Source organism: Agrobacterium sp. O3.4, from assembly GCF_041414895.1.
Classification (GTDB): Bacteria; Pseudomonadota; Alphaproteobacteria; order Rhizobiales; family Rhizobiaceae; genus Agrobacterium; species Agrobacterium cucumeris.
The window spans coordinates 1,072,444-1,087,370 of the sequence record NZ_JALPZP010000001.1; the positions used below are offsets into that span (position 1 = coordinate 1,072,444).

The following is a 14,927-nucleotide window of genomic DNA, read 5'->3' on the forward strand; positions in this document are numbered from 1 at the left end:
CTGTCGCAAATATGCAAAGCTGACTTGCGTCATCAAAATTTAATCGTTTCAGTCCCGGCTAGCCTTGCCGTTTGTCCATTACAGTGCCACAACACGACCACCTAAAAGCAAGATGGAGGCACATCCGTGGAACAGGCAGAAATCGGTTTGATCGGTCTCGGCGTCATGGGCTCGAACCTGGCGTTGAACATCGCGGAAAAGGGCAACAAGATTGCCGTATTCAACCGAACCCCGGAAGTTACACGAAAATTCTACGCCGATGCGGGCGAACTGCAGGGCCAGATCATTCCCTGCGAAACCATCGAGGAATTCGTCGCTGCAATTCGTCCTCCGCGCCCGATCATCATCATGATCAAGGCCGGCGATCCTGTTGATCAGCAGATGGAAATCCTGAAGCCCCATCTCGCCAATGGCGACATCATGATCGATGCCGGCAATGCCAATTTCCGCGATACGATCCGCCGTTTCGACAATCTGAATGATAGCGGCCTGACCTTTATCGGCATGGGCGTTTCCGGCGGTGAAGAAGGCGCGCGTCACGGACCGTCGATCATGGTTGGCGGCACCGAAGACAGCTGGAAGCGTGTCGAGAAGGTGCTGACCTCCATTTCCGCCAAATATAATGACGATCCGTGCGTGGCATGGCTCGGCAATGACGGCGCCGGCCACTTCGTCAAGACCATCCATAACGGCATCGAATATGCCGACATGCAGATGATCGCCGAAATCTACGGCATCCTGCGTGATGGCCTTGGCATGAGCGCCGTCGAAATCGCCGATGTCTTCGCCGAATGGAACAAGGGCCGCCTGAATTCCTACCTGATCGAAATCACCGAGAAGGTTCTGCGCGCCGCCGATCCGATCACCGGCAAGCCGATGGTCGATCTGATCCTCGACAAGGCCGGCCAGAAGGGCACCGGCAAGTGGTCGGTCATCGAGGCGCAGAACATGGGCGTCGCCGCAACCGCCATCGAAGCGGCCGTGGCTGCCCGTATTCTCTCCTCGCAGAAGGATGAGCGCGAAGCTGCCGAAAAGATCTTCGGCCTGCCGACCCTCGCGGCGGCACCGGCTGACAAAAAGGCCTTCATCGCCGATCTGGAAAGCGCGCTTCTGGCCGCCAAGGTCGGCGCTTATGCGCAGGGCTTCGCCATCATGTCGGCGGCATCGAAGGAGTTCAACTGGAACCTGCCGATGCCGACGATCGCCCGCATCTGGCGCGCTGGCTGCATCATCCGCTCGGAATTCCTCGATGAGATCACCTCGGCCTTCACCAAGGATCCGCATGTGGCCAACCTCATCGTGACGCCTGCCTTCGCCGCCATCGTCAAGGATACCGATGCGCCGCTGCGCCGCGTGGTTTCCTACGCCGTGCTCTCTGGCCTGCCGGTTTCGGCGCTGGCTTCGGCACTCGGCTATTTCGATGCCTATCGCCGCGGTCGCGGCAGCGCCAACCTCATTCAGGCGCAGCGCGACTTCTTCGGCGCGCATGGTTTCGAACGCACCGACGGTGTGGACAAGCCGCACGGCCCATGGGGCAGCGGCGCCGACATTTTCTGATCGGCTGAAACGATAAACGACAAAAGGCCCGCGCAAGCGGGCCTTTTTCATTTCGGTTGCTGCTTCAACTCAGCGGGCAGCGGCGAGGCCGACGATAAGGCCGCTGACAGCGTTGATCAGCAGGAACTGGTTGTCGACGCGCACCCAGCGCTGGTCGCGGCGCGGCTCAGCGAGGTGGTAACGGCGGTAGTCACGGCGGTCCACCATGTTGCGACGCTCACGGGCCGAGAGGCGCTGGCCGCGATCCCAGCGGTGCTTCTTGACGATGACTTTCTTGGTGGTGACCTGACGCTCGACGGTGACGCCGCGATGGCGATCGTCGTGGCGGCTCTGGGCCTGTGCCATCGGAGCTGCAAGAACGGTGGCTGCCAGAAGAATGGTGACGAACTTTTTCATGGAAGTTTCCTCTCGGGTTTCGATGAGAAGAACTTACGAATAAACGAATGAACGGAAACTGAATTTAAAATTACATTTATGTAATGGTTGTTAATGCTTAGGCGCGGGAGTTAATCTTTTGTTTTGAGTTTCTTGGCGCAAGTTTCGGGGTGCGAAGGCCGCCCGGCGGAACCGGGCGACCGTTCCTGTATCAGACCCGTTCGGCGGATTTTGCCCAGAGGTTGATGTCCGCATCCCTGGCGTAACGATCGATTTCCGCCAGCTCCTCGGTGGAGAACTCGGCATTGTCGAGCGCCTTGACGCAATCCTCGACCTGTTCGACACGGCTTGCGCCGATCAGCGCCGAGGTGATGCGGCCGCCACGCAGAACCCAGGCAATCGCCATCTGCGCCAGCGTCTGGCCGCGGCGTTCGGCAATGCTGTTGAGGGAGCGGATGTTTTCAACATTGCGCTCGTTGAGGAAGGCCGGGTTCAGCGACTTGCTCTGCGATGCGCGGCTGCCATCCGGCACGCCGCCAAGATATTTCGTCGTCAGCATGCCCTGCGCCAGCGGTGAGAAGACGATGGAGCCGATGCCCAGTTCTTCCAGCGTATCGACGAGACCGTCTTCCTCGATCCAGCGATTGATCATCGAGTAGCTCGGCTGATGGATGATGCAGGGCGTGCCGAGGTCCTTGAGGATGGCGGCGGCCTCGCGGGTGCGCTTCGAGTTGTAGGACGAGATGCCGACATAAAGCGCCTTGCCCGAGCGCACGATCTGGTCCAGCGCGCCGCAGGTTTCCTCAAGCGGTGTGTTGGGGTCGAAACGGTGGGAATAGAAAATATCGACGTAGTCCAGCCGCATGCGCTTCAGGCTCTGGTCGCAGGAGGAGATCAGATATTTGCGGCTGCCCCATTCGCCATAGGGGCCGGGCCACATGTTGTAACCGGCCTTGGAGGAGATGATCATCTCGTCGCGATAGCCGGCGAAATCCGTCTTCAGGATTTCACCGAAGGCGGTTTCGGCGCTGCCGGGCGGCGGGCCGTAATTGTTGGCGAGATCGAAATGGGTGATGCCGAGATCAAATGCGCGGCGGCAAATGGCCTGTTTCGTCTGGTGCGGCGTATCGTTGCCAAAATTGTGCCAGAGCCCCAGCGAAATCGCCGGCAGTTTCAGGCCGGTCTTGCCGCAATGATTGTATTTCATGGATGCGTATCGGTTTTCGGCCGGTTGCCAAACCATGGGTCTTCCTCCACTTGCTGATGACTGGCTGCCGGAGAACCCGGCAACCCTTTGAACCGATGAAAACAGGTGCGGGCGCACCTGTCATTCCCCAGAGGGATGGTTATGCCTTTCTCTGCATTGTTTCAATGCCGGGACTGGGCGAGGATTGGCAGGAATGAAGATCGAAGATGCGGAAATGCGGCTGGGGGCCATCCGCCTTCGGGGTGAAGATGATGCGGCGCGTTTCGCCGGCGGAAAGATCGAACAGATTGTCCGAATATCGCCCAGGCTGGTCCGCCTCCAGCATGACGAAGAGGGCGAGACCGGCGGCGGTGACATCGATTTCAAACTGACCGTTCTTCAGCGGGCCGACTGACAGATCCAACCCCGCGGGCTGAAGCTCCAACGCCTTGTAGGTGTCGCGCACGTGATGGCCTTCGCCGGTCATGCCGTTGGAGGCGATGAAGCTCCATCCAAGGATGGCGCCATCCGGCAGGCTGTCCATGTCGATTTCGGTCAGCGTCGCGGCCTTGTCCGTCGCGCATGTGCCGTTGGCGGATTTCAGCGGCACGCGGTTGCCGTCCATGGTCAGCGCAACGATGTTCATGTCGATCTCGACATCTTCCGCCGTGTCGTTGACCATGGAAAAGCTCACCTGTCGCCCATCCCTGGAGGGAATGGCCGAGACCGTGACCTGCTGGAAGAACCGTCGGGCGGCATAATGCAGCGCCTTCCAGCCGCCGCCATAATCGAGGCTCGACCATGAGGCGACCGGCCATGTGTCGTTCAACTGCCAATAAAGTGTGCCCATGCAATGGGGTTTCAGCGAGCGCCAGTAATCGACCGCCGTGCGGATGGCCAACGCCTGCTGGACCTGGCTCAGATAGACGAAGTTCTCGAAATCCCTGGGGAAGCGAAAATAACGGAACATGGTGCCGGCGATCCGCTCATTGCCGCCGACATTCTTCTGGTGCAGTTCGATGACCGGGGAGGCGATGTTCATGTCCCTGTCTTCTGCGTAGGTGCGGATGACGGGCATGGATGTATAGGACTGGAAACCGAATTCGGAGCAGAAACGCGGTTTCACTGATCGGTAGTTGTCGAACGACTTATTCTCGTGCCAGACGGACCAGTAATGCATGTCGCCGGAGCCGTCCGCATGCCAGGCATCGCCGTAATCGAGATAACCCGACGCGGGGCTCGATGGCCACCAGAGCGCTTCGGGGGCGGCCTTTTTCAGGGCCCGTTCGATGGTGCGGTTCAGGCGATCATAGGCGACGAGATAGCGGTCACGATTGTTGCGGGATTCATCGAACCAGGTCAGCGCGCCCACCAGCTCGTTATCGCCGCACCAGAGCGCGATGGAGGCATGCGAGGACAGGCGTTTCACCTGGTAATCGACCTCGTGTTCGACATTGTCGAGAAAGTCCTCGCTGCAGGGATAAAGATTGCAGGCGAACATGAAGTCCTGCCAGACCAGAAGGCCAAGGCGATCACAGAGATCATAGAACCAGTCTTCTTCATAAAATCCGCCGCCCCAGACGCGGATCATGTTCATGTTGGCCTCGACCGAGGAGCAGAGGAGGTCTTCGGTCTTTTCCCGGCTGGTCAGCGAATGGAGCGCATCTGCCGGAATCCAGTTGGCGCCGCGGCAGAAAATTTCCCGGCCATTGATGCGGAAAGCGAAACGGCTGCCCGCTTCATCCTTGTCCGTAACTAGTTCGATGGTCCTGAAGCCGATCTGGCGGGTGACGGTCTCGTCGGGCAATTCCACCGTCAGCCTGTAGAGTGTCTGCTCACCACTGCCGGCCGGCCACCAGAGTTGCGGGTTTTCCACGAAGAAGACGTGGCGCACCACCGTCTCGCCCGCGCCGACGCCGCAATCGAGCCGCAGTCTTTCATCGTTGAGGGAGAGGTAGACCGGCAGGCTTGCCGGGCCTTCGGCAAACAGCGTCACGGCCACATGCAACTCAACGCCGCCTTCGACATGATGCTGCGAGGTGACGACATGCTCGATGCGGGCCGTATCGAGGCGTTTCAGCAGGATTTTGCCGTAAAGCCCAAGCGGCGCAATGGCGATGTTCCAGTCCCAGCCGAAATGGCATTGCGGCTTGCGCAACATGTTGCCATTGGCGATCGGTGAATTGCCGGGGTGATAGGGAATATAAAAGGGCTGCCGCGCCTGACGTTCCGCACCGGCCACGATGTTGGAATGGAAATGGATGCGGATGGTGTTTTCACCCGGCCGCACGGCGCGCGAAATATCGGGGCGGTAACGGCGGAAGCAATTGTCTGCACTCAGGACCGGGACATCGTTGACGAAGACGATGGCGACGGTGTCGAGATAATCGATATCGAGATACCAGCTGGCATCGGCCTCATCGAGGATGAATGTGCGCTCAATGATCCAGTCCCGCTGCGCCACCCATTGCACCGCGTTTTCATTGGCGCCGTGATAGGGGTCGGGAATGATGTCCGCATTTTTGAGCGCGGTGTGAATATCGCCGGGGACGGAAAGCTCGGTGGCATGGTCTCCCTCCACCGAACTCAGGCGCCAGAGCCCGGCCAGATCGATGGTGGTTTCGGGCGTGGAAGAAGAGATCATGGTGGGACCCTGCATAATATGAATTCAACAAAGACGGCCCGGCATTGTGAAGCAGGCTTGTGTCAGAATCTGGGGGAACTGCATGCCGGCAAAACGGCTTTTGCCGGTTCGCTCCACGTCACGATCTTCTCCCTTCGGCAACGTTACCGTAAAACAAACGTGCCGTCATGCCTTTGATTGCCGACTGGCGAGGTTAAATGCATCTGCCATCAACGTCACGCGGTGAAGAGGTAGTCTTATTCTAATTCTTCGATAATTGATTTATATATAACAATAAGTTATGTTTGTTTTTTAATTTAAATAATTAATTTCTGTATGTTTTCGAGGCTTGGGTTTCATGGCTGCGGGAACAGTTTCATGGGAGGAAATATTTTCTGCACCTGCATCGTTATAGCTGAATTGAGGCGTGATGGGATGAGGCCGAGCGGTGTGAGGGGACGTTTGCCTTTGCAACAGCGCAAAAGCTATCTATGATTATCGTTCGGTAAAGCGTGGCGAAATGACATGAACGATACTGGTAAATCCGGCGGGGGCGAAGCACCCGCGACGACGGGCGAGCGCCCGACCTTGAAGACCATCGCCTATATGACAGGTCTTGGCATCACCACAGTCTCGCGTGCATTGAAGGATGCGCCCGATATCGGCGCGGAGACCAAGGAGCGCGTGCGGCTGATCGCCCGGCAGATCGGCTACCAGCCCAACCGGGCCGGCGTGCGGCTTCGCACCGGCAAGACCAATGTCATCGCGCTGGTGCTGAGTGTCGACGAAGAGCTGATGGGTTTTACCAGCCAGATGGTGTTCGGCATCACCGAGATACTCTCCACCACGCAATATCACCTCGTTGTCACGCCACATATCCACGCCAAGGATTCCATGGTGCCGATCCGCTACATTCTCGAGACCGGCTCGGCGGATGGGGTCATCATTTCGAAGATCGAGCCGAACGATCCGCGCGTCCGTTTCATGACCGAGCGCAACATGCCCTTCGTCACCCATGGGCGGTCCGATATGGGCATCGAACATGCCTTTCACGATTTCGACAATGAGGCCTATGCCTACGAGGCAGTCGAGCGTCTGGCGCAATGCGGGCGCAAAAGGATTGCCGTGATCATGCCGCCATCGCGATTTTCCTACCACGATCATGCGCGCAAGGGGTTCAATCGCGGGATCAGGGATTTCGGCCTTACCGAATTTCCCATCGATGTCGTCACCATCGAGACGCCGCTCGACAAAATCCGCGATTACGGCCAGAGGCTGATGCAATCGGATGATCGCCCCGATGGCATCGTCTCTATCAGCGGCAGCAGCACCATCGCGCTGCTGGCGGGCTTCGAAGCGGCCGGTGTGAAGATCGGCAAGGATATCGATATCGTCTCGAAACAGTCGGCCGAGTTCCTGAACTGGATCAAGCCGCAAATCCATACCGTCAACGAGGATATCAAGCTGGCGGGCAGGGAGCTTGCGAAAGCCCTTCTGGCACGCATCAACGGCGCTCCGCCGGAAACCCTGCAGAGCGTCAGCGAGCCGGTCTGGTCTTCCATGGCGCCGAAGCCGTAAAGAGCAGCGTCGGAATCGATGCTTTGCACCCGACTGTGTTGCCGGTTGCCACTTACTCGCCGTCATGCCGGCCTCGAGCCGGCATCCAGCCAGCCCAAGTCCTTGGGCTGAAAGGAGTCTCCCCGTCGCGCGGACGCGCGTCTGCTGGATTCCGGCTCAAGGCCGAAATGACGCAAAAGAAGCGTTATCGCTCACGGCTGGGCCAGGCAGTCCTTCAGCGAGCCGGCAATGCCGCGCATCAGCTTGAAATAGAGGTCTGGACCGGGCTCCAGCGTGGCCGCTTCCGGATCGAGCGTCGCGGACTTTGCCGCCGTGCCTTCAGTGATGACCGAGATCAGTTTCGGCTCGAATTGCGGTTCGGCGAAAACGCAGGTTGCGCCTAGCTGGCGAACCTTTTCCTGCATCTGCTTGACGCGGTCCGCACCAGGCAGGGTCTCGGGGCTGACGGTGATTGACCCCGCCGTCTTCACGCCATAACGATGCTCGAAATATTGATAGGCGTCGTGAAAGACGATGAAAGGCTTGTCCTTGATCGGCTTGACCGTTTCAGCCAGTTCCGTGTCGAGTGCATCGAGATCGTCGATCAGCTTTTTGGTGTTGGCCTGATAGGTCGCGGCATTTCCGGCATCGGCCGCAATCAGTGCGGTTTCGATCGTCTGCGCCATGGCCTTGGCATTGGCGGGATCAAGCCAGAGATGGGTATCATAGGCGCCGTGCCCATGGTCATGGTCACCGTGGTCATGGCCATGATCGTGTGCCGCCTCGCCATCCGCATGGTCTTCATGACCTTCTTCGCCGTGGTCATGCGCCTCGAAGGGGCCGCCTTCACGGAAAGGCAGCTTTTCCAGCCCCTTGGCGTCTTCCAGTTCCACCACCGTCGCTTTGCTGGCCAGTGCCTCCAGCGGCTTTTCCAGGAAAGCTTCCAGCCCGGGCCCAACCCAGAACACCACATCCGCCTTTTCCAGCTTTCGGGCATTGGAGGGCCGCAGATTATAGGTATGTGGCGAGGCGGCACCCTCAACGATGAGCTGCGGTTCACCAACACCGCGCATGATGGCCGCCACGAGCGAGTGTATGGGCTTGATCGAGACCACGACATCGGGCGCGGCTGTGGCGCCCGAAGCGGCGGCCGCTATTGCCACCGACGCCATGAGCGGGATCAGGATCGATTTCATGCAATGCACTCCACTTGAAGAAGTATAGTTATGTTATTACATTTATTGCGTAACTCTATAACGTATGCAATAGCGGTAGGCAACATCGCCGAACGGACAATCCCATGCTTCATTCCGCCCGTCAGGGTAACGATATACTGGTTTCCCTTGCCAATGCCGGCGTGCAGCGCAATGGCCGCTGGCTGGTGCGCGGCGTGGAGTTTTCCGTCAGCAAGGGCGAGATCGTGACGCTGATCGGCCCGAACGGTTCCGGCAAATCCACAAGCGCGAAAATGGCGATCGGCGTAATGAAACCAACCGAGGGTGAAGTCTCGCGCATTGCCGGCCTGCGCGTCGGTTATGTGCCGCAGAAGCTTTCGGTGGACTGGACCATGCCGCTTTCGGTACGGCGGCTGATGACGGTGACCGGGCCGCTGCCCGCCCGCGAGATTGATGCGGCGTTGAATGCGACAGGCATCTCACATCTGGCGAACGCCGAAGTTCAACACCTTTCCGGCGGCGAGTTCCAGCGTGCGCTTCTCGCTCGCGCCATCGCCCGCAAGCCCGATCTTCTCGTGCTTGACGAGCCCGTGCAGGGTGTGGATTTCTCCGGCGAGATCGCACTCTACGATCTGATAAAAAATATCAGAAATTCAAGTAATTGCGGGATTCTGTTAATCTCCCATGACCTGCATGTGGTGATGGCGGAAACCGATACCGTGATCTGCCTGAATGGCCATGTCTGCTGCCGGGGAACACCGCAGGCGGTAAGCCAGAGCCCGGAATATATGCGGCTGTTCGGCGGTTCTGCCGCAAAGGCGCTTGCCGTCTACAGCCACCACCACGACCACACCCATCTGCCCGATGGCCGGGTGCAGCACGCGGATGGTTCGGTGACGGATCATTGCCATCCTGAAGACGGCCACCATCACGCCCATGATCATGGCCACCATCATGATGACCATGGCGACGAATGCGGTTGCGGCCATGAACATGAACATGAACATGGGGAGCAAGCGCCCTCGAAACACGCTCAGGGAGAACGGCATGTTTGACGATTTCTTCGTTCGCGCCATGGTCGCCGGCATCGGCGTTGCCCTTACCGCCGGGCCTCTCGGCTGTTTCGTCGTCTGGCGGCGCATGGCCTATTTCGGGGATACGATGGCCCATTCGGCGCTGCTTGGCGTCGCGCTCTCGCTGCTGTTGCAGCTCAACCTCATCATCAGCGTCTTTCTGGTGGCGTCCGCTGTTTCGATCCTGCTGATTTTTCTGCAGCGGCGGCAGGCACTGTCGTCCGACGCATTGCTTGGCATCCTGTCCCATTCGGCTCTCGCCATTGGCCTTGTCATCGTCGCCTTCATGAGCTGGGTGCGTATCGATCTCGTCTCGTTCCTGTTCGGCGATATTCTTGCTGTCACCCGCAGCGATATCGCGCTGATCTGGGGCGGCGGGCTGGTGGTCATCGTCTCCATGGTGTTCCTGTGGCGGTCGCTGCTCGCCTCCACCGTCAATACCGAACTGGCTGAAGCCGAAGGGCTGAACCCGGAGCGGGCGAAGCTCATCTTCACGCTGTTGATGGCGCTGGTGATCGCCATTGCGATGAAGGTGGTCGGCATCATGCTCATCACCTCGCTGCTGATCATACCGGCTGCCACCGCCAGACGTTTTTCCGCCACGCCGGAGGTGATGGCGGTGGTCGCTTCGCTGATTGGCGCCATTGCCGTTATCGGCGGCCTGTTCGGCTCGCTGACCTATGATACGCCGTCCGGCCCCTCCATCGTGGTTGCCGCGGTGATCCTGTTCGTTATAAGCCTGTTGCCGGCGCCGGGTTTTTCCCGCTCCGCGGATGAAGGAGGCAAATCATGAATGCGCAGACCCAGCAGAACCTCACCAAGAACCAGTCGCTGGTCATGAACGCCCTGTCAAACGCGCATCAGCCGCTCAGCGCCTATATGATCCTCGACAAGCTGCGGGATGACGGGTTCCGCGCGCCGCTGCAGGTGTACCGGGCGCTGGAAAAGCTGGTGGAATTTGGTCTCGTGCACCGGCTGGAAAGCCTCAACGCTTTCGTTGCCTGCACGCATACGCAGGCCGAGTGCTGCTCGCACCACCATGGCACCGTGGCGTTCGCCATCTGCGAATCCTGCGGGCAGGTGACCGAGTTCCATGATCACGAAATCGACCACCGTCTTGAGCGCTGGGTGAAGGACAGCAAGTTCAAGGCGGAAAAGACCACCATCGAGATTCGCGGTCTCTGCGCCAACTGCGCGTCATAGGCTTTGTTTGCGGGGCGGGCATGGTTGCCCACCGTTGCTCATCCGTCGATAATCGCCAGATCTTTCGAAAAACGCTTCCAGTTCTCAATGTATTTTTCCGCGGAACGGCGCAGGCCGGCGACGGCTTCGTCATCCAGCGTTCGGATGGCCCGCGCCGGCGAGCCGACGATCAGCGAATTATCCGGAAATTCCTTGCCTTCCGTCACCAGCGCATTGGCGCCGACGAGGCAGTTGCGGCCGATCTTTGCGCCGTTCAGGATCGTTGCGCCCATGCCGATCAGCGAATTGTCGCCGATGCTGCAGCCATGCACGATGGCGTGGTGGCCGATGGTGCACATTTCGCCGATGGTCGCGGCAAAGCCGGGATCGCTGTGCACCATCGCCCCTTCCTGAATATTGGTGCCGCGCCCGACGCTGATCGGCTCGTTGTCACCGCGCAATGTCGCGCCGAACCAGATGCCGACATCTTGTCCGAGCGTCACCGAACCGATGACATTGGCATCGGGGGCGACCCAGTAACGATCCGGGGCAGGGGTTTGCGGCACCCGGTCGGCGAGGCGGTAAAGCGGCATTCGGTTTCTCCCTCTGGATTATGCGCCGGCAGCGATCAGGCGACCGTGACGGACAGCGTACCGACACCATCGACGCCGCAGTCGATGCGGTCACCGCGCACGATCGGACCAACGCCGGCCGGCGTGCCGGTCATGATCACGTCACCGGCGGCAAGCGTGAAGAGCTTGGAAAGCTCGGCGATCACTTCCGGCACCTTCCAGATCATCTGTGCGAGATCGCCCGTCTGCTTGCGCTCGCCATTGACATCAAGCCAGATTGTGCCGGTCGCGGGATGGCCGATCTTGTCCGCGGGAACGATGGCGGAAACCGGGGCGGAATATTCAAACGCCTTGGCGCCTTCCCAGGAACGGCCCATCTTCTTCAGCCCTTCCTGCAGGTCGCGGCGGGTCATGTCGATGCCGACGGCATAACCCCAGACATGGTTCAGGGCCTCGGCAGCCGGAATATCCGCGCCGCCGCTTTTCAGCACCACGACGCATTCAACCTCGTAATGCACGTTCGAGGACAGCGACGGATAGGGGAAATCATTGCCGGCGGGCAGAAGATTGTCCGGGTTCTTCTGGAAATAAAAGGGGGGCTCGCGCGACGGATCGTGGCCCATCTCGATGGCGTGATCGGCATAATTGCGGCCAACGCAATAGACCCGCCGCACGGGGAACATCTCGCCTGTGCCTTCAACGGGCAGGAGAACGGGTTTCGGGGCGGGGATGACGGTGGCGGCCATGGGAATTTCCTGTCGTCTCTTTAAGGTGCAATTCTTGTCCCGCGATTCCGGGCTGATTTCCAGTTGAAAATGCTATCGAGCGCAAAACTGGCTTTTTACGGTCCTTTGCTGTAGAAGCCGGCGCAAAGAGGTTAATCCATGTACAGACAAGCGCTTGCCAGCGGCGAAAAAATCTTCGCCGTGGCCCCCATGATCGACTGGACCGACACGAGGTGCAGATTTCTGCACCGGCAATTGTCGAAGCGCGCGCTGCTGTTTACCGAAATGATTGTTGCCGATGCCATCATCCATGGCCAGCGCGACAGGCTGCTCGGTTATCATCCGCAGGAACATCCCGTTGCGCTGCAGCTTGGTGGATCGGACCCGGCCAAGCTTGCCGAGGCGGTACGGATTGCCGGCGATTACGGCTATGACGAAATCAACCTCAATGTCGGCTGTCCATCGGATCGGGTGCAATCCGGCACCTTCGGCGCCTGCCTGATGCGCGAGCCCGAAGTCGTGGCGCAGTGCGTTTCGGCGATGAAGGCGGTTGCGACTGTGCCGGTGACTGTCAAATGCCGCATCGGGGTGGATGATCAGGAGCCGGAAACCGTGTTGCCGGATTTTCTGGCGCGTGTTGTCGCGGCCGGCGCGGATGCCGTGTGGATCCATGCGCGCAAGGCCTGGCTGCAGGGGCTCTCGCCGAAGGAAAACCGCGAGGTGCCGCCGCTCGATTATGATCTCGTCTATCGTATGAAGCGGGAAAATCCTGATGTCTTCGTCGGCATCAATGGTGGTATCGCCGATCTCGATCAGGCGTGTGACCATCTGCAACATATGGATGGCGTCATGCTCGGCCGCGCCGCCTATCACAACACCTCGATTCTCGCCGATGTCGATCACCGCATCTACGGTGACGAGGCCCGGCAAGCCGACTGGATGGGGTTGCGCGACGCGATGATGACCTATGCCGCCGATTATATCGCCGCGGGTGGGCGTCTCAACCACGTCACCCGCCATATGGTCGGTCTGTTTCAGGGCATGCCGGGCGCGCGCCGTTTCCGGCAAATTCTCTCCAGCGATGCCACCCGTCCGGGGGCAGGGACGGAGGTGATCGAGGCGGCTTTCGCAGCGATCGATTTCAACCCGACGAAGGAACTGGCGGGCTGAAGGCTGGAAACGGCATTCTTTCGATTTTATGCCGTCGGCGACCAGGGCGTTGCGAAGAGTTCCGTAGCCTCAATCGGGAGATATCCTGGAGCATTTCAAGTAGAACTGTGTAGTGGTCTTAGGTCCAGAACGTGCGGAAGAACAATGGGCTGGAGCAGGTCCGGCTATTCCGTTTGGACCGGACGGCTCCAGGGAGCGACCCAGACCAGCCCGCGCCATTCCCTGTCCGTATGATTGGGCATGGAGAAATCGCGCGATGGTTCGCGGATCAGGCCAAGGCGCGACATGACGGCCCGGGAGCGAAAATTATCGGGGCTGGTATAGGCGATGATCCCAGCTATTCCCGCGTATCCGGTAGCATGGGTCAGCGCGGCTTTTGCGCTTTCGGTCGCATAACCTTTTCCCCAGGCCTGCCTTATGAAACGCCAGCCGATTTCGTGGTGCGGGCCGAGTGGATGATCTTCGGACAGGCGCGGCATGACGCCGGCATAACCGAGAAACAGGCCATCGGGATTTTCAACAGCCCAGCGGGCGATGCCCTGTTCGCGCTCTGCCATGCGGTAGCGCTCGAATTTTTCCCTGCTCCGCGCCTCGTCCGCCGGGCCGCCCTGATCGACCATCACCTCCGGATCGGATTGCATTGCGGCGAAGGCTTCAAAATGGTCGTCCCGCCAAAGGCGCAGGCGCAAACGTTCCGTCTCGATCATATTCATTCCGGCCAGCCCTCTGATAACGACAGCCTTTTGCCGGCGAAACGCCTTGTGCCGTCATTGGCATTCTTGCCGGCGTGAAATGACGGGAGTGCGACGTGGGTTGTTTATTCTGCGGATACCGTTTTCCGACACGATGATTTATCGGTGACGCCGCAACATCCGGTGTTCGGCGTCAACGTGTCACTCAGACAGCCTTTTGCAATTCCTGTGCACCGTTGGGCGCATTGACCTTGCCACCGGTGATGAAGAAGGCGAAAACGTCACGCGGCGTTTTTTCCGCTTTCCGGTCGGGCGCGATCAGCGGCAGGTCGTCGGGTAGGCCGCCCGCCGCATAGGTTTTGACCCGTTCTGCCCAATGGCCGATCTCTGCCTTCGGGTAACAGGTTGCGATGTCGTCTTCGCCCTTTTGCAGGCGGCAATAGACGAAATCGGCCGTGACGTCAGGCAGCATCGGATAATCGTGGTGATCGGCGCAGACGACGGCGACCTTGTGTCTGGCGAGAAGATCGATGAATTCCGGCACTTGGAATGTTGGGTTGCGCACCTCGACCACATGGCGAAGGCGGATACCATCCTGCTTTTCAGGCAGGAGCGCCAGAAAGGCGCCGAAATCATCCGCGTCGAATTTCTTCGTGGGGGCGAACTGCCAGAGGATGGGGCCGAGATGGGAGCCGAGTTCCGTCAACCCTTGAGTCAAAAATTTCGTCATGGATTCCCCGGCTTCGGCCAGAACCTTGCGGTTGGTGACGAAGCGGCTGGCCTTCAGGGAGAAGATGAAATCCTCAGGCACTTCGGATGCCCATTTGGCGAAGGTCTCGGGCTTCTGGCTGCTGTAATAGGTGCCATTCACCTCAATGGCCGTCAATTGCCGGCTGGCATGTTCGAGCTGGCGCCTCTTCGGCAGCTTTTCCGGATAAAACGTGCCTTCCCATGGCTCGAATGTCCAGCCGCCGATACCGGTGCGGATCGTGCCTGATGTCGACATATGCTGTTCCTCCTTCGGCCTTTGGCCCATTCGA

Annotated in this window: 14 protein-coding genes; 6 read left to right on the forward strand and 8 right to left on the reverse strand. The window is 59.3% G+C overall.

Annotated features, from left to right (window positions below; all coding sequences use genetic code 11):
* Positions 1–126: 126 nt before the first annotated feature.
* Positions 127–1,557 carry an NADP-dependent phosphogluconate dehydrogenase gene (gene gndA, locus M0412_RS05225; RefSeq protein WP_269699604.1) on the forward strand — a complete coding sequence of 477 codons (1,431 nt, stop codon included), beginning with the start codon at positions 127–129 and terminating at the stop codon, positions 1,555–1,557.
* 69 nt (positions 1,558–1,626) lie between these two features.
* Here gndA and M0412_RS05230 read toward each other — a convergent pair whose 3' ends face one another.
* The 3 genes from M0412_RS05230 to M0412_RS05240 form a co-directional block, all read right to left on the reverse strand.
* On the reverse strand, positions 1,627–1,953 hold the full coding sequence (locus M0412_RS05230) for an RcnB family protein (RefSeq protein ID WP_003525025.1): 327 nt from the start codon (positions 1,951–1,953) through the stop codon (positions 1,627–1,629).
* A gap of 190 nt (positions 1,954–2,143) precedes the next feature.
* Complete coding sequence (mgrA, locus tag M0412_RS05235; RefSeq protein ID WP_269699603.1) at positions 2,144–3,175, reverse strand: L-glyceraldehyde 3-phosphate reductase; 1,032 nt, start codon at positions 3,173–3,175, stop codon at positions 2,144–2,146.
* Between the two features lie 103 nt (positions 3,176–3,278).
* Entirely contained in the window at positions 3,279–5,777 is a 2,499-nt protein-coding gene (locus tag M0412_RS05240) for a glycoside hydrolase family 2 protein (protein ID WP_269699601.1), read from the reverse strand.
* Between the two features lie 489 nt (positions 5,778–6,266).
* Between M0412_RS05240 and M0412_RS05245 the strand changes: the two genes are divergently transcribed.
* Entirely contained in the window at positions 6,267–7,319 is a 1,053-nt protein-coding gene (locus tag M0412_RS05245) for a LacI family transcriptional regulator (protein ID WP_142839784.1), read from the forward strand.
* A 191-nt stretch (positions 7,320–7,510) separates the two neighbouring features.
* Here M0412_RS05245 and znuA read toward each other — a convergent pair whose 3' ends face one another.
* Positions 7,511–8,494: a zinc ABC transporter substrate-binding protein ZnuA gene (gene znuA / locus M0412_RS05250; RefSeq protein ID WP_269699600.1), complete on the reverse strand. Its 984-nt coding sequence runs from the start codon at positions 8,492–8,494 to the stop codon at positions 7,511–7,513.
* 104 nt (positions 8,495–8,598) lie between these two features.
* Here znuA and znuC point away from each other — a divergent pair, with 104 nt between their 5' ends.
* From znuC to zur, 3 genes are read left to right on the forward strand one after another with little or no spacing between them, the layout of a single operon-like run.
* On the forward strand, positions 8,599–9,528 hold the full coding sequence (gene znuC, locus M0412_RS05255; RefSeq protein ID WP_269699599.1) for a zinc ABC transporter ATP-binding protein ZnuC: 930 nt from the start codon (positions 8,599–8,601) through the stop codon (positions 9,526–9,528).
* On the forward strand, positions 9,521–10,339 hold the full coding sequence (znuB, locus tag M0412_RS05260) for a zinc ABC transporter permease subunit ZnuB (RefSeq protein ID WP_142839781.1): 819 nt from the start codon (positions 9,521–9,523) through the stop codon (positions 10,337–10,339). Before znuC ends, znuB begins: the two co-directional genes overlap by 8 nt.
* Positions 10,336–10,749, forward strand: a complete 414-nt coding sequence (gene zur / locus M0412_RS05265) for a zinc uptake transcriptional repressor Zur (protein WP_065115613.1) — start codon at positions 10,336–10,338, stop codon at positions 10,747–10,749. Before znuB ends, zur begins: the two co-directional genes overlap by 4 nt.
* A gap of 38 nt (positions 10,750–10,787) precedes the next feature.
* On the opposite strand, the gene M0412_RS05270 is transcribed toward zur, so the two are convergent.
* Positions 10,788–11,321: a gamma carbonic anhydrase family protein gene (locus M0412_RS05270; protein ID WP_269699598.1), complete on the reverse strand. Its 534-nt coding sequence runs from the start codon at positions 11,319–11,321 to the stop codon at positions 10,788–10,790.
* Positions 11,322–11,356: 35 nt separating this feature from the next.
* On the reverse strand, positions 11,357–12,046 hold the full coding sequence (locus tag M0412_RS05275) for a fumarylacetoacetate hydrolase family protein (protein ID WP_269699597.1): 690 nt from the start codon (positions 12,044–12,046) through the stop codon (positions 11,357–11,359).
* A 138-nt stretch (positions 12,047–12,184) separates the two neighbouring features.
* On the opposite strand from M0412_RS05275, the gene dusA reads away from it, so the two are divergent.
* A complete protein-coding gene (dusA, locus tag M0412_RS05280; protein WP_269699596.1) occupies positions 12,185–13,195 on the forward strand; it encodes a tRNA dihydrouridine(20/20a) synthase DusA in 1,011 nt (336 codons plus the stop codon).
* 164 nt (positions 13,196–13,359) lie between these two features.
* On the opposite strand, the gene M0412_RS05285 is transcribed toward dusA, so the two are convergent.
* Both M0412_RS05285 and M0412_RS05290 read right to left on the reverse strand, forming a co-directional pair.
* Positions 13,360–13,908, reverse strand: a complete 549-nt coding sequence (locus M0412_RS05285; RefSeq protein ID WP_269699595.1) for a GNAT family N-acetyltransferase — start codon at positions 13,906–13,908, stop codon at positions 13,360–13,362.
* 184 nt (positions 13,909–14,092) lie between these two features.
* Positions 14,093–14,893 carry a DUF72 domain-containing protein gene (locus M0412_RS05290; protein ID WP_269699594.1) on the reverse strand — a complete coding sequence of 267 codons (801 nt, stop codon included), beginning with the start codon at positions 14,891–14,893 and terminating at the stop codon, positions 14,093–14,095.
* Positions 14,894–14,927: the final 34 nt, after the last annotated feature.